At 44.8% G+C, this 21,664-nt stretch carries 16 protein-coding genes; 14 read left to right on the top strand and 2 right to left on the bottom strand.

Annotation, left to right across the window (positions count from 1 at the left end; genetic code table 11):
* The first annotated feature begins 37 nt into the window (after positions 1-37).
* From GC102_RS29290 to GC102_RS29270, 5 genes are all read left to right on the top strand, one after another.
* On the top strand, positions 38-691 hold the full coding sequence (locus GC102_RS29290) for a TetR/AcrR family transcriptional regulator (protein WP_171692651.1): 654 nt from the start codon (positions 38-40) through the stop codon (positions 689-691).
* A gap of 20 nt (positions 692-711) precedes the next feature.
* A complete protein-coding gene (locus tag GC102_RS29285; RefSeq protein WP_171692650.1) occupies positions 712-1,077 on the top strand; it encodes a DUF4180 domain-containing protein in 366 nt (121 codons plus the stop codon).
* A gap of 62 nt (positions 1,078-1,139) precedes the next feature.
* Positions 1,140-1,784 carry a formylglycine-generating enzyme family protein gene (locus GC102_RS29280; protein WP_171692687.1) on the top strand — a complete coding sequence of 215 codons (645 nt, stop codon included), beginning with the start codon at positions 1,140-1,142 and terminating at the stop codon, positions 1,782-1,784.
* Positions 1,785-2,025: 241 nt separating this feature from the next.
* Positions 2,026-2,661, top strand: coding sequence for a TetR/AcrR family transcriptional regulator (locus tag GC102_RS29275; RefSeq protein ID WP_246321181.1), 636 nt, complete (start codon positions 2,026-2,028; stop codon positions 2,659-2,661).
* The gene (locus tag GC102_RS29270; protein WP_171692648.1) at positions 2,658-3,635 is read left to right on the top strand and encodes an alpha/beta hydrolase; all 978 of its coding nucleotides are present in this window, start codon (positions 2,658-2,660) and stop codon (positions 3,633-3,635) included. The genes GC102_RS29275 and GC102_RS29270 overlap by 4 nt, the downstream gene beginning before the upstream one ends.
* Before the next feature lie 151 nt (positions 3,636-3,786).
* Here GC102_RS29270 and GC102_RS29265 read toward each other — a convergent pair whose 3' ends face one another.
* Positions 3,787-4,332, bottom strand: coding sequence for a helix-turn-helix domain-containing protein (locus GC102_RS29265; RefSeq protein ID WP_171692647.1), 546 nt, complete (start codon positions 4,330-4,332; stop codon positions 3,787-3,789).
* Positions 4,333-4,522: 190 nt separating this feature from the next.
* On the opposite strand from GC102_RS29265, the gene GC102_RS29260 reads away from it, so the two are divergent.
* From GC102_RS29260 to GC102_RS29220, 9 genes are all read left to right on the top strand, one after another.
* Positions 4,523-4,762 (top strand): PLD nuclease N-terminal domain-containing protein, encoded by a 240-nt coding sequence (locus GC102_RS29260; RefSeq protein ID WP_171692646.1) that lies wholly within the window; start codon positions 4,523-4,525, stop codon positions 4,760-4,762.
* On the top strand, positions 4,759-5,664 hold the full coding sequence (locus tag GC102_RS29255) for an ABC transporter ATP-binding protein (RefSeq protein WP_171692645.1): 906 nt from the start codon (positions 4,759-4,761) through the stop codon (positions 5,662-5,664). Before GC102_RS29260 ends, GC102_RS29255 begins: the two co-directional genes overlap by 4 nt.
* A complete protein-coding gene (locus GC102_RS29250) occupies positions 5,661-6,449 on the top strand; it encodes a DUF2705 family protein (protein ID WP_171692644.1) in 789 nt (262 codons plus the stop codon). The genes GC102_RS29255 and GC102_RS29250 overlap by 4 nt, the downstream gene beginning before the upstream one ends.
* Positions 6,450-6,779: 330 nt before the next feature.
* Entirely contained in the window at positions 6,780-7,451 is a 672-nt protein-coding gene (locus GC102_RS29245; RefSeq protein ID WP_171692643.1) for a 4'-phosphopantetheinyl transferase family protein, read from the top strand.
* A gap of 24 nt (positions 7,452-7,475) precedes the next feature.
* A complete protein-coding gene (locus GC102_RS29240; RefSeq protein ID WP_171692642.1) occupies positions 7,476-16,865 on the top strand; it encodes a non-ribosomal peptide synthetase in 9,390 nt (3,129 codons plus the stop codon).
* 845 nt (positions 16,866-17,710) lie between these two features.
* Positions 17,711-17,998 carry a hypothetical protein gene (locus GC102_RS29235; RefSeq protein WP_171692641.1) on the top strand — a complete coding sequence of 96 codons (288 nt, stop codon included), beginning with the start codon at positions 17,711-17,713 and terminating at the stop codon, positions 17,996-17,998.
* Positions 17,999-18,030: 32 nt separating this feature from the next.
* Entirely contained in the window at positions 18,031-18,477 is a 447-nt protein-coding gene (locus GC102_RS29230; RefSeq protein WP_171692640.1) for a hypothetical protein, read from the top strand.
* 44 nt (positions 18,478-18,521) lie between these two features.
* Positions 18,522-18,968: a hypothetical protein gene (locus tag GC102_RS29225; protein WP_171692639.1), complete on the top strand. Its 447-nt coding sequence runs from the start codon at positions 18,522-18,524 to the stop codon at positions 18,966-18,968.
* 157 nt (positions 18,969-19,125) lie between these two features.
* A complete protein-coding gene (locus tag GC102_RS29220) occupies positions 19,126-21,201 on the top strand; it encodes a thioredoxin domain-containing protein (protein WP_171692638.1) in 2,076 nt (691 codons plus the stop codon).
* 246 nt (positions 21,202-21,447) lie between these two features.
* Here the strand turns inward: GC102_RS29220 and GC102_RS29215 are convergent, their stop codons facing one another.
* Positions 21,448-21,606, bottom strand: coding sequence for a DUF1540 domain-containing protein (locus tag GC102_RS29215; protein ID WP_084159967.1), 159 nt, complete (start codon positions 21,604-21,606; stop codon positions 21,448-21,450).
* Between the last annotated feature and the right edge of the window lie 58 nt (positions 21,607-21,664).

The raw sequence follows: 21,664 nt of genomic DNA, 5'->3' as shown, positions 1-21,664 counted from the left end.
CGGTATAAAAAAACTCAAAGGAATGAGGAGGAGAAACATGCCTAAAGTAGGAATGGAGCCGAAGCGTCGAGCGGACGTAGTTAATGCGACACTAATTTGTATTAGCAGACACGGGATTGATGGCATGACGCTAGATAAGGTCGCTGAATATGCGGACTGCTCGAAGGGCGTTGTGACATATTATTTTAAGAATAAAGATAACTTGATCATAGAAGCATTTAAGTCGTTCTTAGCCTATTATGGTTTAAAAATCCAATCAGAAATCCAGAAAACAATGACAGCAGAGGAAATGATCGATGTCACGCTGAAGCACATCCTCCCGCCATATAGCGATGATAGGCAAAAGACGATCAATGTTTCGGAACTTGATGGGATTGAAAGGATGTTTATCCCGCATGAAGATCAAGCCAAGCTTTTTCTTCAGTTCTTCTCCAAAGCTGTATTGGATCGTAATTTACAGGAGGTAGTATCCAAGAGCTATTTGGAAGATCTTCACGGCATTGCGAGGATCTTTGATTACGGTAACATGTCAGGGCAAATGAGAGTGGACGATTCCAAAAGCGCCGCTTACGGCCTTCTGGCGATGGTGGTTGGACTAAGCTTCTTTAGAGTAGCGAATATTCCTCCACTGAATAATGAGGATAATCGATATATCTGTGAGGATTATGTCGGAAGATTAATTAAAGGTTGAACGACGAATGGAGGACGAATATGAAATTAGTGACAATCAAAAAGAATGATGTAGAAATGGCCGTCGTTGAAAGCAACGAAATATTGATAACTGATGTTCAGTCGGCTTTAGATCTGATGGCAACTGTACAATACGAAACAGGATGTGATCGTATAATTTTAAATCGGTCGGCATTAAGTGAGGACTTTTTCGATTTAAAAACACGGCTTGCAGGAGAAATATTACAAAAATTCATAAATTATCGAAAGAAAGTTGCAATCGTTGGTGATTTTTCTGTCTTTTCAAGTGAAAGCTTGAAGGATTTCATCTATGAATGTAACAAAGGGAAGGATATCTTTTTCTTGTCAAATGAAGAAGAAGCTATTGATAAATTGAGCAAAGCTTAACACAGATAGACTAGGAGGAAGATGGGGTGTCAAATGAATTACAGCGTCTTGTTGATTATCCGATGGTAAAAATTCCTGGTGGAGAAATCGATTTAAGGGACGATCGAACAAGCTCTAAATGGAAGGTCAACATACAACCGTTTCTTCTTGCCCGGTATCCTGTCACAAAGGAAGTTTATTTTGCCATTTCACAAAAATCATCTATTTCTTATGACGGAGATCAAAATCCGGTTGTGAATATATCATGGAATGATGCCATTTCTTTTTGCAATCTACTTTCTCAGGAAGTTGGTTTGAAGGAGTGTTATTCGATAAGTCATGATGGTGAAACTATCATTTGTGATTGGGAAGCAGATGGCTATCGCCTCCCTTCTGAAGCGGAATGGCAGTACGCATGTAAAGCAGGAACTATAGGATACAGATACGGAGAGATTGAAAAGATTGCCTGGTACAACGAAAATTCAGCTGGCACGACCCATGAAGTAGGAAGAAAAGAACCGAATGCGTGGGGGCTGTATGATATGTTAGGTAATGTTTGGGAGTGGTGCTGGGATTTATACGATCAGAATGTATATGGCTCCTACCGAATTTTTCGTGGTGGCAGCTGGGCTGAGGAGGCCAGAGGTTGTGGGGCAACGTGTCGTCGTCGCAGTCACCCGACATTTACCATTGATGACCTTGGATTCCGACTTGCTAAGTCTATGTAAGTGGTGACAAATGCAGGAGAGCGCAGCGGAAGAAGTCGAAGCGTGTACTCGTACAAAGTAATATATAAAAACAAGCCGGAGCGCATGTTGGGCAGCGCTCTGGCTTGTTTTTATTTGTGAAGTTTCATCCTACTCATGAGTAAGATGAATTCACTCTTGCTATTATGAGTAATTAGAGATATATTATTAATTAAATGATTGATCATTTAATTAATAATAATTAAATCTACAGAGAGTGGGAATGAATTTGGCAAGACCAATCAATGAAGAAAAAAGACAGGAGCGGCGTAGTTGTATCCTAAAAGAAGCCGTTGTCCTGTTCGCAGAAAATGGATATTCTAATACCACAACGGCTCTCATTGCGCAGAGTGTGGGAGTGACTGCTGGAACCATTTTTCAATATTTCCCAAGTAAAGAAGCCTTATTCTACGCCGCTGTCCTTGAGCCGCTTGCTGATATTCAGGTGAAGTCGCTTGCATGTCTAAAACAAGAGGGGACGCCGGGCGTATTAATTAAGAACATGGTAGAAGAACAATTCAATCATATCTATTGCTATACAAATGAATTGCGGCTTGTTCAATATGTCTTGGGACAACGGATAAGATTTCCTGAACTTACACAGAAGGTCCTTGAAAGTACAAAAGTAATGACAGATACTATCGAATGCGTCTATGCCAAGGGACAGTTGATGGGAGAATTCAACAAAAACTTTTCACCAGCTATGATCTCTCGTGCCTATATCTCTTTCTTAAATGGGGTAGCCTTAACTCTTGGAGAAAGTATTATCCATCACCCCGAGTGGGGAAATTTGAAGGAGCATGCCTTATATTTGTTCGCACCCACACAACCTAAAGAAAAAGCGGGGGAATCTAAATGAGTCAAACATCATTACAACCAAATTTGACATTAAACGTCCGTTCGAAAAAACGGAGGAAAATATTATTGATCCTAGGGATCATGCTATTGCTTCTGATTGGTTTTGTATTTTTTATATCCTATAAAGTAATAGACACCTTGTTGCACCATCCTAGAGACACGAATGTCAGCTACGAATTGAATATCGATAAAACTCCCTACGAAGAGGTCGAGTTCAAGAGTTTGAAAAATGATAATACGATTAGAGGTTCCTTCTTTCCTGCAAGTGGTCTTTCTGGAAAAGCAAGTAATAAGACGATTATTGTCGTCCATGGATATACGAGCAATCGTTTAGTCAAAGGGCGGACCCCAAAGTTAGTAGAGCATTTCGTTCCGAAAGGCTACAATGTATTGGCATTTGACCTCAGCTCGCAAGCTAAATCCGATGGTGATTTGATTACACTAGGCCTCAATGAAAAATACGATTTGCTAGGAGCAGTAAGCTATTTAAAATCTAGAGACCATACGGGTGATAGCATTGGAGTTATCGGCTTTTCAATGGGTGCTGCTACTTCTTTGCTAGCCGCAAGTGAAAGTGATGACATCAAAGCCGTAATTGCGGATAGTCCTTTTCGTAATGCTGGTCTATTTCTGAGAGAGGGTTTGCCCTTCTTTTCAGGTTTACCTGCGTTTCCATTTAGTTATACATCGATATGGGTGGGTAAATGGGTCATTAAGATTGATCTTGATTCCGTATCTCCTATGGATGCAGTAAAGAAGATGAAAGACAAGCCAGTTATGCTGATTCATGGAACTGGAGATCAGCAAATTAGTTATAAAAATACAGAAGCAATTTTTGAGTCATTAAAAGATGACCCATATGCAGAAGCATGGTACCCGCATAATACGGAGCATATCGATGCCATCAATCATTACCCCACTGAATATTTCCAAAGAGTAGATCGCTTTATGGATAAGTATATAGGAAAAGAGTAGAAACGACATGAAAGCCGGTGTTCCTTATAGTAGGGAAAAACCGGCTTTTCTGCTGTCACTTGACAAAATGATTTAGTAATTCGCTTAGAGTAATGGAACGATGCCATTTCTTTTTGTTGTAAGGTATGCTAATCGCTTTGATTTTTCTGTTTTAAGATTCTGGAATAATAGTAAAGGCAATAGTTCGAATTGGTGCATCCAGATCATTAACGTTGTTAGAAGTGTTGTAGTATTTTATCATTAGGTCGTTTAATTCATTTTGAAACTTTATAAAATTTTCATCATCAAGCTTTAATTCTACAAGTGAAAAAGTAGCACCATCATTTGAGCTATCTTGTTCTTCTAATTTGGTAAGATAGTTTTGATATTGAGTCATAATCGACAATTGGTAATGCGAAATATAATTCAGCTTTTCCTTAGTAGAAGACTTTTTCCACTCATCTGCACTAAGTCGGGCTTCTTCTTCATTTAAAGTGTAGTATTTTTCGGAAATGGATCTCACTTTTTTTTCTTTCATAATGCGGATAACTCCAGCATCTAACAAAACTTGTATATGTCTATATAGCGTTGCCTGAGGCACATCTTTAATGATTTTTACCATTTCAAGTGAAGTCAGTCCATTTTCTTTGTTTCTCATTAAAGCTTGAGAAATCTTCATTCTTACTGGGTGCAGGATAATTTCAGCTTTATTAACCATTTTTATCTCCCCAATCATAAAAGATCTCGTTATTATCTATAATGATAATATTATCATTGTAAATAACAATAAGACCTAAAACAATATTCTTTAAAGAAAAAATAAGTGTTACATTTTACTTTCCTATGTTATCATTATTGATAATGATAACATTATTCAATTAATAATGACTTTTAGGGGAGTGATTAATTTGCAAATGCATTATGGGTGGAACGAATTAAAAGATTTTGATTTCATGTCTGTGTTGCCGATTATTTTACCGGTACTTGCTGTAGGAATGATTTTGATCCTAATAGCATTAATGGATTTATACAAGCACAGAAAAACGAGGAAAAATGTGTTGCTATGGAGTTTCATTATTATTTTTCTAAACACGTTTGGTCCGATTCTATACTTTGTTATTGGCAGAAAGGACCGTGAAAGAACATGAAATTAGAAGTCAAAAATATTACTAAAACATATAAAGAAAAAACGGCTGTACATAACTTTTCAATGGTTCTGCAATCTGGAGAATGTGTGGGATTGATAGGGCCGAATGGGGCTGGTAAATCGACACTCATCAAAGTTATTTCAGATATTATTAATCCTACAATGGGAGAAGTATTGCTTAACGGAAAGAAAATTTCGCAAATGAAAAAGGAAATTGGCTACTTACCACAGTACCCTAACTTTTATCATTGGATGACTGCACAAGAAACTCTTGCTTTCATGGGGGAACTATCAGGATTAGGAAAAGAAGAATTAACAAAGGCGATCCCAGAGATATTATCGAAAGTAGGGTTAAGTGGAGAAGAGAATTCAAAAGTTGGAACATTTTCAGGTGGAATGAAACAGAGACTTGGCATTGCACAGGCGTTGTTACACAAGCCATCATTGATTGTAATGGATGAGCCGGTATCGGCATTAGACCCAATTGGTCGAAGAGAAGTACTGAATCTAATCGAAGAAATCAAGAGAGAGACGACGATTTTATTGTCGACGCATATTTTAAGTGATGCAGAAGAAATATGTGAAAGATTCATTATCATCAAAAATGGGCAAAAAATTGAAGATACAACCATCTCCGACTTGTTAAACAGCAATAGCCAAAATAAATTGATTTTTGAAGTTACTTCTATTGATCAAGAATGGATGGAAGTTTTGAAAAATTTGAACTATGTAAAGGATGTAGAGGCAGTAGGAAATAAAATAAAAATACAAGTTGAAAATATAGGCTTGAACAAGAATAAGCTACTAAGAAGTGCTCTGGAACATCAGGTTGACCTCGTAAAGTTTGAAATCAATAGCGATACATTAGAAGAGATATTCATGAAATTGGTGGTGGAAAAATGAATAATTTTAATGTGCTAATGAAAAAAGAATTTGTACAAATGGTACGTGAATTTAAAGTTATTTGGCTGCCGCTAGTTTTTATATTTTTAGGAATAACTCAACCCGTTGTTAGCCATTATTTACCCTCCATATTAAAAGCACTCGGTGGAGCACAAGGTATCACAATTGATCCTAGTATGGCTGCTCAGCAAGGTGGGGAAGTACTCGCAAGTACTTTAGCTGCTCAATTTGATCAGTTAGGGGTTATCATTATTGCAATTTCGATGATGGGGGTCTTACAGACAGATAAAGTTAACGGTATGTTGGCTTTTATTCTTACAAGACCGGTTACAGTAGTATCGTACATAGGTGGGAAAATAATTGCCAATTACATATTTGTTGCTTGTTCTGTAGTGTTAGGTTACTTGATTTCGTATGTATATGTTAATTTGTTGTTTACAAATGTTAATTTTGTGGATGCGATAATAGCTTCGTTGTTTTATTTGTTATGGGTTCTGTTTATGGTATCCTTCACTACGATGATAAGTACTATTTTTAATAGCCAAGGCATTATTGCATTAATTTCAATTGTATTCCTTCTGGGTTGTAGAATTGTACTAGGTTTGAGTTCTCTTACAGATTATTTGAATCCAGCAAGTATGAGTAAACAAGCCATGGAAGTTTTAATTACAGGAGCAGTTAACCCCAGTGTAATATGGAATGTTTTAGTGGTACTTATATGGATTGTACTGACAATTGTTGTAACGGTCTTTTGGATTTCTGGTAAAAGATTTAACAATGAATAATAGTTTTAGTGAACACATGCCCCTCTGGTATGTGTTTTTTGACGACAGATAAAATTAAGCTAACATCAAATTAAGCGAAGAGCCGCAAGATTTGCAGTTTATCTTGAAATTTCATGCTCTACACCTCTTGATTATAGAATATCGATTTCATCTAGGTTTTTCTACCATCACGGGTTAACGGATGTGACAACTGTGGGTTGCATTTTTCAAATAAAATAACTTGGAAAAATTTCGCAATGAAAAGTATAATATTCTACAGTATTCGACATTTTTTTGGCGAACGAGTTTATATCACAATAAAAGGGTCTAAAAATAGATGGGAGTATTCCGATGGATATTTACCTGTTACCCCTCCCAGCCAGCATGGAGGAATTTAGAGAGCACTTGCTAGCTTGTATCGATACGGAGAAACGACAACGTCTACTTCGATTTCGCCAACCCGACGATGTCGATAGAAGCTTAATTGCGGATATTTTTATCCGTGAAGCCGCAATTCGCCGGTTCGGATTACGGAATCAGGAAATCCGTTTTGGGATCGGTTCCATGGGTAAGCCGTTTTTGTCCATGGCAGCTCCTTTTCATTTCAATTGCTCCCATTCCGGTCGATTCGTATTATGCGCCGTAGCCGACAATGCTGTCGGATGTGATATTGAATTGATTCAGGAGGCAGATATGGACGTTGCCGCACTGGTGTTCTCCGGGGAAGAACGTCAGTTTCTTCGGGAGGCAAGCAGGGAAGAGCGCCGCTTGCTTTTTTACAGGCTCTGGACAAGGAAGGAGAGCTACATCAAGACGATAGGCGCAGGGCTTTCCGACTCGTTGCATACGTTTTCCGTACTTGATGAAATGGTCACCGGAGCCAATAGTTGGTTTATTCGCTCCTATGAGGGGATAGAGGATTATCAGATCGCCGTTTGCGGAAAGAGGAACTCGTTTCCAGATAATATCCAAAGGATAGATACGCTAACGTTCTTGCGGACATTCCTTGATACCTGCAAATGAGATTTAACATAAGAGGTGTTTATCATGAATGATCGGTCGACCCCGCTGAGGGACGGATGGATGGATAATAATGAAGTAAGCCGGTGGAATGATACGACATCGGAGTATCCTCACGAGGCTACGATACCGGAATTGTTCGGGATGCAGTTGGAGCAGTACGCCGAATTTCCGGCTGTTGTGGATAGAGGACAGGTGTACACCTACGAGGAATTGAACGAACGTGCGCTCGCCCTAGAGAAGGAGCTGCGCAAACAGGGCTTGCAGTCTGAACAGCTCGTCGGGATATTGCTCGATCGTTCCTTCGACTTTACGGCTTGCCTGCTTTCGGTTTTGCAAGCTGGCGGCGCTTATCTTCCGCTTGATGCGGATCTTCCGGATGAACGTATTCGATTACTGCTGCAGGATAGCGGCACTTCAGTTGTCGTGACGACACGCCAACTCTCCCGTAATTTGACTTTCTTTGCCGGCAAAATGGTATTTATCGACGATCAAATGCCAGGCTGGGAATCCGAGGCAGTGTTAACCGGGCAAGAGGCGTTCCTTGAAACCTCCTTCCCTTCGATTTCGGGGAATGGGGAGCGGTCTTCTTCTAGTCTCGCTTATGTAATGTATACATCCGGCTCTACAGGGCAGCCCAAAGGCGTTATGGTGGAGCATAAGGGTATCATTCGGTTAGTCAAGAACACGAACTATATCAAGTTTCATTCCGGTACGGACCGGATTCTGCAAACGGGCGCTCTCGGCTTCGATGCCTCCACGTTTGAAATTTGGGGCGCACTCCTTAACGGCGCCGCCTTGGTAGTGGAAGATAAACACGACGTGCTAGATGCGGAGCGTCTAGAGAGCTTGCTGACTCATCACGGCATCACGATCCTATGGCTTACCGCTCCGCTGTTTCACCAGCTCGCACTGGAGCGGCCGGGAATGTTTGCCCCGCTGAACCAAATGATCATCGGCGGAGACGTACTCCAACCAAAGATCATCAACAGCGTCAGGAAACATTGTCCTCTGGTAAAGCTGATAAATGGCTACGGTCCAACGGAGAATACGACATTCTCGACGTATCACGTAATCGATCGGGATGACGAAAACACGATTCCAATCGGACTGCCTATCAGCAACTCCACAGCTTATATTGTGGATGAAGTGGGAAATCTTAGGCCGGACGACGAAGCCGGCGAGCTGTGGGTAGGCGGCGATGGCGTTGCCCGAGGTTACATTCACCGGCAAGAGCTGACGGTGGAGAAGTTCATTTCCAGCCCGTTTCGGCAGGGAGAGCGGCTGTACCGAACGGGAGACCTTGCTCGACGCCGTTCGGACGGCAAAATCGAATTCCTTGGCCGTGTGGATAGTCAGATCAAGATTCGCGGATACCGGATCGAGATAGCCGAGATCGAACAGCATTTGTTGCGGCTGGGCGGGATCAAAGAGGTCGCCGTGCTGCTTCGCGGGCAGGAGGCAGATAAACAATTATGCGCTTATTACTGCTCAGGACCCGATTTGACGGCAGAAGAAGTGAAATCCAGTTTAAGCCGAGTACTGCCGGATTATATGGTCCCGGACTTATTTGTGAAATTGGATAAATTGCCGCTGGGCGCTAACGGAAAAATAGACCGCTCCATGCTTCCGGAGCCGGTCCGCAGAGTAAGAACCGACTTGCCGTCCGGAAGAGAAACGGGGACGGGAAATAAAGTGGAGGAAGCTTTGCTTGAACTTTGGAGAAGCACGCTTCAAAACGAACACATCGGAACGAAGGATAATTTCTTCGCTTGTGGTGGTCATTCGATCAAAGCGATGGCGTTGATCGCCCGTATCAAAAAATCATTCGCCGTACCATTCTCGATCAAAGCTTTATATATGCATCCTACCGTGGAGTCTGCCGCCTGCTTGCTGGAACAACAGCTGGCGCAAGCCTCGGCCGAAGTGCCGCAGTTGCAGCTTGTCGGCAGAAAAGAGTGGCATTCACTGTCTTCAGCGCAAACCCGCATGTTTATGGAGCAGCACTTTGAACCGTCCAGTACGGCGTACAATATCCCTATGTGCTGGCATATCGAAGGGCTTCTCGAAGTGGATCGCCTCCGGGCAGCACTGCAGAAGCTGGTTGAACGGCATGCTTCGCTGCGCACTTTTTTCGTGCTGTTTGACGGGCAACCGATGCAGCAGGTACTCGAGCGGGTAGAGGTGGAACTGGTGCACGGAGATATTTCCGGTCAGGAGCGGGGGCAAGGTCTGGACTATCAACCAAGTATACATAACTTTATTCGCTCGTTTGATTTGGCGAAGGCACCGCTCTTACGCGCCGCAGTTGTACGCACCGGCGAATCTGCTTGGATGCTGCTGCTGGACGTCCATCATATCGTATGTGACGGTACCTCGCTGTCTGTGATATTGAGCGATTTATCGTTTTTATATAACAACGACCGACTTCCCGCTCCTCAGTTTACAGTTACGGATTACGCGGAATGGGAGCGGCTCTATTTGGAATCGCCGGAAGGCCAGAAGCACGAATTATACTGGAAGGAGCTATACCGCGAACCGTTCGTTCCTATTCGACTGCCGTACGATGCTCCAATGACTTCGGCACGTCCCGCAAAAGCCGGGCAATACAACTTCTCGCTCGATGTCGCCCGGAGCGCCCGGCTTAAACGATGGGCAGACAAACATTCAACGACAATGTTTACTGCCTTGTTCGCGCTTTATAACCTGCTGTGGCACCGCTATTCCGGGCAAACCGATCTTGTAATCGGCACGGTAACGGCATCCCGGCAGCATGTGGAGATGCAGTCCGTTGTCGGCATGTTCGTCAGCACATTGGCGGTCCGATGCCGAATGGATGCTGGCATCAAACTGGAGGACTGGGTACGGCAAATTAACCATAACTTGATAGATGCGTTTGAGCACGAACTGTTCCCTTTCGATAAGCTTGTCCGTTATGTGCAGCGTCACCGTGATTCCAACCGCAATCCGTTATTCAATACGGCTTTTGTTTGGCAAAACGCCGATCCATTAACGCTGACACTGCCTCAGATGATCGTTTCAGACGTTCTTGTGCCGCAGCAAGATGCGAAGTTTGACTTGCTGCTCGAAGGCAAGGAGACAGCCGGTGAGCTGCACTTTCGATTCGAATACCTTCAAGATCGATTTCGTCCGGAAACGATCGAAAGCCTGGCGTCCGACTTCTTCGCTCTGATAGATTGGGCGCTTGCGTCGGAGCCCGAAACGCGGGTCGATTCGTTTGTGCTTCCCCGTCTATCGGGACGGAAGGATATCATACGGAGGTTTAATGATACAGCCACCGTTTACCCTCGCGATAGAAAGGTGAACGAACTTTTCGAAGAGCAGGCGAAACTGTTTCCTGAACATACAGCGGTTATTTGCGGGGAAGAGTCGATTTCATACCAACAGCTCAACAGCCGGTCGCAGGCAATCGCTATGAAGCTGAGAGATCGCGGGGTGAGAAAAGACAGGGTCGTCGGTGTAATGCTCTCACGATCTATCGATTATATCGCCGGTGTGCTTGGAGTTCTCAAGGCCGGAGGAGCCTATTTACCCCTGGATCCCGAGCTTCCGGACGAACGAATTCGTTATATGCTGGAGAATTCGGGGGCGGATGTTGTTCTTACTGACTCCAGTTCAAGGGACCGAATGGCTTTATCGTCCATGCATTTGAAAACGATGCAGCTCGAGGAAGTCAAAATGGGAGCCGCTAGTGAGCAGGCATTTAACCCACAGCTAGAAGAGGGGGGCGGTCCGACTGATTTGGCATATGTGATGTACACCTCCGGCTCTACCGGACTGCCGAAGGGCGTAATGATCGAGCATAGAGGCGTCGTACGTCTAGTTAGAGGCGCAGACTACGTTACATTTGTTCCTGGCCAAGATAAGGTGCTGCAGGCTGGCGCGTTAGGCTTCGACGCTTCGACCTTCGAAATATGGGGTGCTCTTCTGAACGGCGGTACACTTGTGCTGACGGATAAATACGATCTGCTCAGCGCCGTAAGCTTGAAGCGACTGCTCAATCGCCACGGTATCACGATGCTTCTCCTGACATCGCCTCTGTTTCATCAATTGGCCATCGAGCAGGCGGATTTGTTCGCTTCGCTGCGGTGTTTGCTAGTTGGCGGCGACGTTATCTTTCCGAAAATTGCGGATCATGTAGTGAAATGCTGCCCCAGTGTGCAACTGATCAATGTATATGGACCGACCGAAAATGCCACATTTTCTACCACTTTTCCGATCGATAAACCATTTGAGCAATCCATTCCGATCGGTCGTCCGATCAGCAATTCTACTGCGTATATCGTAGGGGAAGATGGTCAGCTGCTCGACGTCGGCGAGGTAGGCGAACTGTGGGTAGGAGGAGACGGCGTTGCGCGTGGGTATATAAACAATCCGGAGCTGACGGCGGATAAATTTATGCAGAGTCCGTTTAGGCGAGGAGAACGCCTTTACAAAACTGGGGATATGGCTCTTTGGCTTGAAGATGGTACGATAGAGTTTCTCGGACGGAAAGATAATCAGGTGAAAATAAGGGGCTATCGTATCGAGTTGCCGGAAATCGAGCGGGTGCTGCTGCGCCATGAAGCGGTGCGTGAAGCCGTTGTACGGGTCAGGGAACGCGGTTACGCGAAACTCATCTGCGCCTATTTTACTGCAAGCTCGAGGTTGACGGCAGAGGAAGTAAGAGCGTTTCTTGGCGCTTCTTTACCGGAGTATATGCTTCCTAGCGATTATATTCAATTGAAGCAGATGCCCCTTACCATCAATGGCAAAATCGATAGCGGAGCGCTTCCGGACCCTGAGGCTGGCGATATTATGGAGCAAGAACAGCAATGGCGGGATGGTGCGCCGGAAAGCGAAATGGAGAAGCGGCTGCTGAAGCTATGGCAGGAAGTTCTGCAATCCGGCAGCGCGGGCATAGATGACCATTTCTTTGAAATGGGGGGGCATTCGCTAGCGGCCATGAGATTGATTGCTGCAGTGAACGCATCTTTCGGCACCGATCTTCCGATTCGCGCTTTATTCGAGCAGCCGATTTTGCGGCATTTTGCGGCTGTCATTGAGACTGCAGCCGCCATAGCCTGTGCTCTTCCGGAAGTTGAACAAGCTGATTCGTACCCGCTTGCCTATTCCCAGCGGCATATTTACATCGAGCACCGGCAGCATCCGGATGGGTGTATCTATAACATGCCGATGTTGTGGCGTTGTGAACCGGAGCTAGATCATGGCAAGCTGGAAGCTGCGGCTCAAGAGCTGGTGCGGCGACATGAAGCGTTTCGGACTTCCTTTCACTTGCACGATGGCGAGCCGGTACAATGTATCCATCCCAGCGTTGATCTGCATATCGACGAAGAGATACTTCATGGTTTCGATAAACTGCCGCAAGTTGTACATGCCTTCCTGCAGCCGTTCGATCTTGCGCAGTCTCCGCTTTTGCGAATGAAGCTTGTCCATGTAGAGGATTCCGATAGGACGGCGCAATATTTGCTGCTGGATATGCACCATATCATTTCCGACGGCGTTTCTGTCGAACGATTTATGGATGAATTGACGGTTTTGTACGAGGGGGGGACCCCGGTCTGGCCCGTGAGGCAGATGAAAGACTATGCGGTTTGGCAGATGTACTATGTGAATTCGCCTGATTTCCGCAACCAGGAAGCTTATTGGCAAGCGCAGTTCAAGGAACAGGTGAAGCTGCTTCAGTTGCCTTTCGATAAGCCAAGGCGAGGAAAGTCGACCGGCAAAGGGGATAGGGTAAGCATACAGGCCGATCCGGAAACAGTCTTGAAGCTGCAGCAGTTCTCCAAAGAGCATCAGGTCACCCTCTATATGGCTTTGTTCAGTCTTTACAGTGTGTGGTTGTCGAAATATGCAGACCAAACAGATCTCGTGATCGGCACGCCCGTTTCCGACAGATGGCACGCCGAGTTTCAAGGAACAATGGGTATGTTCGTTAATACACTGGCGATTCGCAGCTTTCCGCTACCCAAGATGAGCTTTCAGCAATTTCTGGGAGAAACGAAGACGAACATCCTGCTTGCCCTTGATCACCAAGCTTATCCGCTGGAGCTGCTTGTCAAACATGCTGCAGTCTCACGAGAGCAGTTCATTCGGAATCCGCTTTTCGATACGATGTTCGTCATGCAAAGTGTCAATGACTTGCACAGAGCAAGAAAGTTTCATCCGGAGCTACTCGATGTGCATAAAGCCAAATTCGATTTGCTGCTTGAAGCGGTAGAAAGCGGCGGCAGCTTGACGTTTCATCTGGAATACGATGCCGATTTGTTCGAGTATGAGACAGCCGTAAGAATGGCAGCCCACTTCCTTCATGTCGTCCGCACGGCGATCGCCGATCCGCAGATCTGTTTGGTGGATATTGAACTCGTTACGGAAGATGAGAAAGCCGCGATTCTGAATGATAATCCGGAGGAATCTTCTTATTACTACGGGCAGACAGTTATCCAGATGGTAGAAGAAAGCTGCGACAAGTTTAGCGGGAAACATGCAGTTGTTTATGACGGCAGGAGGCTCAGTTACAACGAGCTCCATATTCAATCCAATCGTGTTGCCCATGCGCTCAGGAGCAAGGGAATCCGCATCGGCGATGTAGTGGCTTTGACCATGGAAAGATCGATTGAGGCGATCATTGCTATGATTGGAATTTTCAAAAGCGGGGCAGTCTATCTTCCCATCGACTGTATGATTCCACCGCAACGTATGGAACAGATATTGGCGGAGTCGAACGCCGTGGCAGCAATCATGTCGACCGATATGCGTTCTTCCGTGACATTCAAGGGTGTGCCTCTCGATATGGCGGAACTTCTGCATGAACCGGACGCCAGTGATGTGCCGTCTTCACGGCAATGTGGCGACCTGGCTTATCTCATCTTCACATCGGGCTCCACGGGAACTCCGAAGGGTGTAATGATAGGAGAGCGTTCTTTCGCCAACGCAGTGGAATGGCATCGCCGGTTTTACCGGATCGTCGAAGACGACCGGAGCACCCAGTATGCTTCCCTCGGCTTTGATGCATCGATTCTGGAAATTTTCCCTTATCTCATTGCCGGGGCGACGCTCCATATCGTTCCGGAACCTATCAAGCTTGACATGTATCGTTTAAACGACTACTTCGAGCAGCACGGCATTACCGTAAGTTTTTTGCCGACACAGATTGCGGAGTCGTTTATGAACTTGCCGAATCGTTCGCTGCGTCTGCTGTTGACGGCTGGAGATAAGCTCCGTTCATTCACGCCGCAGCGCTATTCGGTATACAACAACTACGGTCCGACGGAAAACACCGTGGTAGCCACATGTCATCTCGTGCGGGAAAGCGAGCCGAACATTCCAATCGGGAAACCCGTAGCAAACGCCCGGATCTATATCCTGGATCCGCATGGGAAGCTGCTGCCGACTGGCTTGACCGGCGAGTTGTGTATCGCCGGAGAAGGTCTGGCCTTAGGGTACTGGAATAGGCCTGAACTTACGGAACAGCAATTTGTAACACACCCGCTCGTCCCAGACGGAAAGCTGTACCGGACGGGCGATTTGGCCAGATGGAGAACCGATGGAACGCTCGAATACATCGGCAGGATCGACAATCAGGTGAAAATACGCGGTAACAGGGTCGAATTAGGCGAGGTGGAGCGGATTGTTATCGAACATCCGGCAACAAGCGCGGCGGTTGTGCTAGATATCGAAGATAACATGCACGATAAATCGTTGTGCGCGTTTTACCTAGCCGATCGGGAGATATCCCGAGAAGAATGGCTTACTTATTGTTCAGCCCGGTTGCCCGGATATATGGTTCCTTCCATGTTTGTGAAGGTTGAGGCCATTCCGTTAAACACCAATGGAAAAATAGATCGAAAGCGGTTATTGGAGCTGGCGGAAGAAGCAAAGCGAAATTTGCCTAGCACCGCTGCAACGATAGTGGAGCCGAGTGATCGAATCGAAACGCGCATTGCCGAGGCTTTTCAGGATGTGCTTGGGTCACGGCTTGGAGTTCACGACCATTTTTTCGAGCACGGCGGGGATTCGATCAAGGCTATTCGGGTTATGTCTCAATTGACAGAACATTTTGAGCTGGGCATCAACGATTTATTTGAACATCCCACCATTGCACGATTAAAAGCGAACATTCGACTCCGAAGCGAAAGCGTTAGGATGAACGAGAACATCGCTTCCAAGGAACACATGAGCTTATCGGATATGAAGCACGAGCTGCGCGAATACAAACGTCGAATCTCTTCGGAAAAAACGGAAGTAGACGAATCTGATGTCCCATTCCATGAAATACTGCTTACGGGTAGTACGGGGTACTTCGGTATGTATTTCCTACACGCACTGCTTGCGACCACGGACAGCCGCGTCCATCTGCTTGTGCGCGCCGAAAGCGATGGCAAAGCAGCGACTAAAGCAGCCGAAATGTGGCGTTTTTATTTCGAAGAGCCGTTTCCTCCCGAAGGGGACAGAGTGCGGGTGTACGCCGGAGACATTACGGAGGACCGTTTGGGCTTATGCGAAGAGATGTACGGGCGGCTAGCGGCAGATATCGACTGTATCGTTCATGCTGCGGCTAAGACCAAGCATTACGGTTTCATCGAAGAGTTCGAGCGGCAGAACGTGAAGGGGACCGAGGAAGTCCTGCGCTTGTCCGCTACAGGTCGTAGTAAGCACGTTTATTACATTTCCACCCTAAGCGTTGCATCGGGGTTTATGCCAGACCGTCTCTTCTCGATATTTTCTGAATATGACGTCGATGCGGGTCAGACTTCAGGCAATTATTATATCAGAACCAAGCTGGAAGCTGAGAAAATGGTTCAACAGCACAGCGAGCAGGGCTATCCGGCCACCATCGTACGGCTTGGCAATGTGCTGTTCCACTCCGGTACCGGAAAATTCCAAAAGAATATAGACGACAATGCGTTTTACGGGCTCTTCCGCGCCTTTTACCGGTTAAAGATCATGCCGGATTTATCTGGACGCACGCTGGATTTCTCTTTCGTCGACCGTGCAGGCGACGCAGCGGCCAAGCTCATTGCGAGTCGTATAACGGATGCTGTGATTCACGTGGCTAATCCATACAAGGTAAGCTTTCGCATGCTTGCGAATCTCATCAATCAGGCTTGCGGGGAACAGAGAATTCAGCTTTATCCGCTTCACGAATTCCTCCGAGTGACCGAGGCTGCTTACCGCGAACAGCCGCAGTTATCCTCGGAAGCAAGGGAGGATCTGGAGAATGTTATGCTGGAGTTTCATACAACGCAGCTCGAAGCCTCGACACCGATATTCCTCCGATCGAACAAATCGGTTGCTCTAATGAATCAATTAAATGTTCAGTGGCCTATGATCGGGCTGGCTCATATCTCGCGGATGCTGGCATACTGCCGCCAGATCGGTTTTTTAAAAGATTAAGATAGGGTTGAGATGAATCGCCTAGTGTGCCAACCTGGTTTACCGCAGCTCCTCTTGACTACAAATAAGCATCCGAAAGGATGCTTATTTGTAGTTTTCAATATACAACCGAAGAGCTTGTTTTAGCATTAAGATTATTGAATTCTGGAAAAAGTGAATACAGTTTTCTAAAATATTTGCCAGCTAATAGTTGGCTTTTTTGTTGTATAATAACAAGAAGAAAATGGTAATTCATAAATATTAAATTATTGATAAAAGAATGATTTTATTGGGTAATATTTTAAACTTATCACGTTCATTAAAAAAAGGTGGCTAATGACATTGAAATTTAAATTCAATAATAATCCAGCATGGTTTAATATAGTCATTGCTCTAACTGTAATCATCCAGATCATTGGACTGTACCATATACAAAACCAATACTATCGAAGCTTATGTCAGTTTACAATGGCTATTTTTTCTATTTCTTACTCAATTAAAGAAAGAAAAACTAATCGATTTTATACTGTATTTTTTTGTATCTTAGCTATTGTATTTCTTTATTTATCATGGAGTACCCTGCAACTTCCACATAGATAAAGTAATAGATTTATAATAACGAATGATTTATTAGTGGGAGTGAATAAATGCAAGCAGTATTTGTAACTTGGTTCAGTTTTTTTATTGGTAGTTTTCTTATTTTACGACTGCTCAGTCCTTGGTCAAAGACTTATTGGAAAAAGGAGTTAACTATTGCAATTGCTCAAGCGGTTATCTTTACGATCTTTTTGTTAGTCATTTCTCATAATAATTCAAGCTAGGTTAGATGAAAGCACGATTTTATTGTTAAGAAGGTGCATTAAAACTTGGAAAGTTATAAACTCTTGGTTGATATACTGTGGGAAGTAAGTAATCTGATTAATTCCTCAAATACTAATATTACTTGGTCGAGATTTAATACCGTAGAAGAAGTATTGTCTACACTGGATACATACATTAAAAGACTTAATCAGCTTGATAATGCAGTCATTTCTGAAATAGAACTTCTTTTTGCCCCAACAGGTTCAATACAAGAAATATCCATATGTAGTGGCTGGAGCAATGAATACAAGAAGTTATCAAGTCGCTTTGATGTTATTATAGCATCTAATTAAAAGAGCAATTTCATTTGAGGTCAGGTGACTATATGGAGTGGAAAGAATTAAGGAATATGAAAGATGTAAATGAATTATTAATTTCTTTTGGATATTTCCATGACAGTTGTATGAAAGAATTACATATGTGGAGTGAACATTATGTACATGAAGACCTTTCGATGTATCTTTCTGCCGAACTAGACCATAAAGTTCGTATTCTCTTTCACAGGCAAGATACGAGTCCGTCAGCTATTGAACTTATGTTTGAGGAAGTAACAGAAATTAACATAATCCCAAGTCCTCAAAACTATGATTCGATAATATGGGAAGCAACATTTATATATAATGAGAGTATGTTTTATTGGGCTGATATTGGTGGCTGGAAGCCGGAACAACATTCAGAAAAGAAGTCAAGCTGGTTATCTGCAAAAAAAGTGAGTTGGCGTGATGCGAGTGATTGGATGGGTAAAGATTTAAGATATGGAGCAAGAGAGTAGCTAAAACATGGATTTCATTAAAGTAGTCGATTGGAGGTTATCAATTGGACAAAGAACAAATCCATGATGAAGTTTCTTTATCATTGAGAAATGAAATGGAAAGTGTATGGGATATAAATAGACGCTACTGGTATCCGTTAAACGAATGTAAAAGAAGCGACCTAATTGCTTTTAATGCTGATTATATTGAGGATGATAAGAGTAAGCATGAATTTATTCTAACCGTCTTAAAGGAACATGGAATAGAGCAGATATATGAATTTCTTGAAACAGGTGAGACGTATAGAATACAAATATCAGACTTGCATCCTTTCTATGGTTACTATGGTGCTATAGGGGGAGAAGGCTTTTGGTGTTCAGATAAAATGGACTGGATTATTTATGCTTCCCATGAAGGTACAATAACGTTTGGTGGAGAATGGCTGGTTAGCAAATTAAAGTCAGTTTGGATTGATTGGAGAAATCATGTAGATTGGGATTCTAAGAACTAATAAAAGAGAAGTTTCATTAAGTTGGACAACCCCTATTGAGGTAAGGTTAACATAGAAATTGCTTTCTTTTTGTATTGAACGCCTTGCAAGGCGTTTTTCTTTTCTATTGTATTAGAAATATAATAATAACAATCCAAAAGTAGGAAGGAAATGTAAAATGCCTGAACGGAAACCAAATTTACTTATAAACGAAAAATCTCCATATCTACTTCAACACGCATACAATCCGATCAATTGGCATTCGTGGAATAGTGAAGCTTTTGAGATTGCTAAAAGAGAGAATAAACCAATATTTCTTAGTATCGGATATAGTTGTTGCCATTGGTGTCATGTCATGGCACACGAGTCATTCGAAGACCAAATCGTTGCAGACATGCTGAATAAAGATTTCATCTCGATCAAAGTGGACCGCGAAGAACGCCCGGATGTCGACCATATCTATATGGCTGTTTGTCAGGCGATGACAGGGCAAGGGGGATGGCCGCTTACGGTGTTTTTGACACCTGAGAAAAAACCTTTCTTCGCTGGGACGTATTTCCCACGCAGTCGGAAGTATAATCGAGCAGGGATGGTTGAGATCATCGCACAGCTAGCAGGGAAGTGGAAGGAAGATCCTGATCGAATTCGCGAGGCTGCTGATCAGGTGATCACGGAAACGACCAGTCGATTGCTGGAGAATCGCTCAGGCGGAGTGGTGTCAGAGGAAACGCTTCATGAAGCTTTTCGTATATATGAGAGTAATTTTGATGCTGAACATGGCGGATTTGGCAGCTCTCCGAAGTTTCCGACATCTCACAATTTATCTTTCCTCCTGAGATACTATCAAAAAACGGGCAATGCACGTGCGCTTGAGATTGTGGAAAAAACGCTAGATTCCATGCATCGTGGAGGTATGTTTGACCACATTGGATTCGGTTTTTCCCGGTATTCGGTGGATGAAAAATGGTTAGTGCCGCATTTTGAAAAGATGCTTTACGATAATGCTCTATTAATTATGACTTACATAGAGGCCTACCAAGTGACTGGAAAAGAGAAGTATGCAGAGGTCGCTGAGCAAATTATTACTTACGTTCTTCGGGATATGACAGATGAGGGTGGAGCTTTCTATTCCGCTGAGGATGCGGATTCAGAAGGTGTGGAAGGCAAATTCTATGTCTGGACGCCGGATGAAGTGGAGGACGTATTAGGGATTGAAGAAGGCGATCTATTTTCCGAACTGTATGATATTACGGAGTCGGGTAATTTTGAGGGGCATAATATCCCGAATTTAATTGGAACGACGATGGAATCTTTTGCGAGGCGTAAGCAAATCCCATTGGATGAGCTGAAGCAGCGGATTGAGGCTGCCCGCGTTAAGCTGTTCGCGCATCGCGAGCAGCGTATCCATCCGGGCAAGGATGACAAGATTCTGACCGCGTGGAACGGTCTGATGATAGCTGCGCTGTCCAAGGCGGCACGTGCCTTGGACAAGCCTTCTTACGCGGAGGCAGCCGCGAAAGCCGCGGAATTCCTCCTGCGCGAGCTGCACCGCGAGGACGGGCGGTTGCTCGCCCGCTACCGCGATGGCGAAGCGGCTTTCCTCGGCTACGTGGACGACTACGCGTTCCTCGTCTGGGGCCTCATCGAGCTGTACGAAACCACGTTCGAGCTGCGCTATCTCCGTGAAGCTGTCCAGCTGAACGCAGAGATGCTTCGCCTCTTCGGAGACGAAGAGAAGGGCGGGCTCTTCTTCTACGGCAGCGATGCCGAGCAGCTGCTCACCCGCCCCAAAGAGATCTACGACGGCGCGATGCCGTCGGGCAACGGTGCAGCCGCGCTGAACCTGCTGCGGCTGTCCAGGCTGACCTACGACGCGAAGCTGTCGCAGGCAGCAGAAGTGCAGCTCCAGGCGTTCGCCGGAGCTGTTGCGTCCTACCCGCCGGGCCATGCGCTCACGCTGGCCGCGCTCGATTTCGCTTATGGCGAAGCCAGCGAAATTGTCATCGCCGGCGACCCGGCGAAACCAGAGACGCAGCACATGCTGCGCACGGTGCAGCGGCAGTATCTGCCGAATGCGCTGCTGATTCTTCATCCGCCGGGAGAGGCGGGCGAAGAAGTGCGCAAGCTCATTCCGCTCGTGCAAGACAAGCTGCCGCTTGGAGGGCAGGCAACAGCCTACGTGTGCCAAAACTTTGCCTGCCAAGCGCCAACTCAGGATCTGGAGGAGCTTGAAAATCTCTCCTCGAAACACTGATAATAATTATCATTATTGGTTACAATGAGAATAAGGGCAAGGAAAAAGAGAAGAGGCCCCCGACAGGGCCTCTTTTAACGCTCTGAATTTTCACTCTAACTCTTTCGCACTAAAAGTACGCTCTAGCTCAACGCTCTAAATGTTAGGCTCTAGCTCAATGCTCTAAATGTTACGTTTTAGCTCATACGCTCTAGCTCTTACGCACAAAAAGTTACGCTCTAGCTCTAATGCACTAACTCTAACGATCTAAATCTTAGACTCAAACGTCTTACAATCCGTTTCCTCGGAATTACGCGCTTGGTTACTGCCGCGGTGACTCACGACATAAATCGAGCTTGCATTGCATTTGTTTTCGGTTGCCCAATATTTGCAGGAATTCACTTCACAAAGAACATCTTTAGCCATGCCTTTTTCGCCTCCTCCATTTAATATAGGGATCTTTGTTCGGAGAACAAAGTCTCTC

The sequence above is a fragment of the Paenibacillus germinis genome (genome assembly GCF_013141785.1).
GTDB classification, from domain to species: domain Bacteria; phylum Bacillota; class Bacilli; order Paenibacillales; family NBRC-103111; genus Paenibacillus_E; species Paenibacillus_E phytorum.
The sequence above is the reverse complement of the archived record's forward strand: the minus strand, read 5'-3'. Positions and strand labels throughout refer to the sequence as shown.